The organism is Labrys miyagiensis (assembly GCF_030160835.1).
In the GTDB taxonomy this organism is placed as follows: Bacteria; Pseudomonadota; Alphaproteobacteria; order Rhizobiales; family Labraceae; genus Labrys; species Labrys miyagiensis.
Genome location: NZ_BSPC01000099.1, coordinates 1 through 858, shown reverse-complemented (window position 1 = coordinate 858; position 858 = coordinate 1). Strand labels below are relative to the sequence as shown.

Sequence of the window (858 nt, the reverse complement as noted above, 5' to 3'; positions counted from 1 at the left end):
GTTGAGCTTGCAGGTCTCGATGAGGGAGGCAATGACAGCCCAGTGTTCGCCGCCGCCATCGGAGCCTGCAAAAAGGGCGTTCTTGCGATTGAGAGCGATAGGCCTGATGGACCGCTCGACGACATTGCTATCGATCTCGATGCGGCCATCATCGATGAAGCGGCAGAGCCCTGGCCAGCGTGAGAGCGCGTAGCGGATCGCCTCGGCAAGTTTGGTCTTCTGACTGATCAGGGCGAGCTTTTCGCGCAACCAGGGTTCCAAGGCCTGGAGGATCGGCCTGCTCTGTTGCTGGCGGGTGGCTCGGCGTGCCTCGGCATCGCGGCCGCGGATCTCGGTTTCGATCTGATAAAGCTGGGTGATGCGTTGTAATGCCTCGCTGGCGATCGGAGCAGGACCGGCGGCGGCCAATTCGAAGAAGCGGCGACGCACGTGGGCCCAGCAAAAGGCGAGCACCACGGCGTTGCGTTCGGCCAGCGTACGATAACCGCCATAGCCGTCCACCTGCAGCACCCCGACAAAGCCCTCCAGATGAGCGATGGGCCGCTCGGCCTTGCGATCCGGCGCATAGACATAGGCGACCGCCGGCGGATCGGTGCCACCCCAGGGACGATCATCGCGGGCATAGGCGAACAACTGCCCTGTCTTGGTCCGTCCACGGCCGGGATCGAGCACGGGTGCCGTCGTCTCGTCGGCGAAGAGCTTGGTCGAACTCTTCAGGATCGCAAGCAACCGCTCGTGAACGGGTTGCAGCAGGAAGGCCGCACGCCCGACCCAATCGGCCAGCGTCGAGCGATCGAGGGTGACGCCTTGCCGGGCATAGATCTGCGCCTGGCGATAGAGGGGCAGATGGTCGGCATA

General features: G+C 63.9%; 1 protein-coding gene. It reads right to left on the bottom strand.

Annotated features, from left to right (window positions below; translation table 11 throughout):
* Window positions 1-858: IS66 family transposase (gene tnpC / locus QQL24_RS36225; protein ID WP_284317188.1), on the bottom strand; the 858-nt coding region annotated here is incomplete at both ends.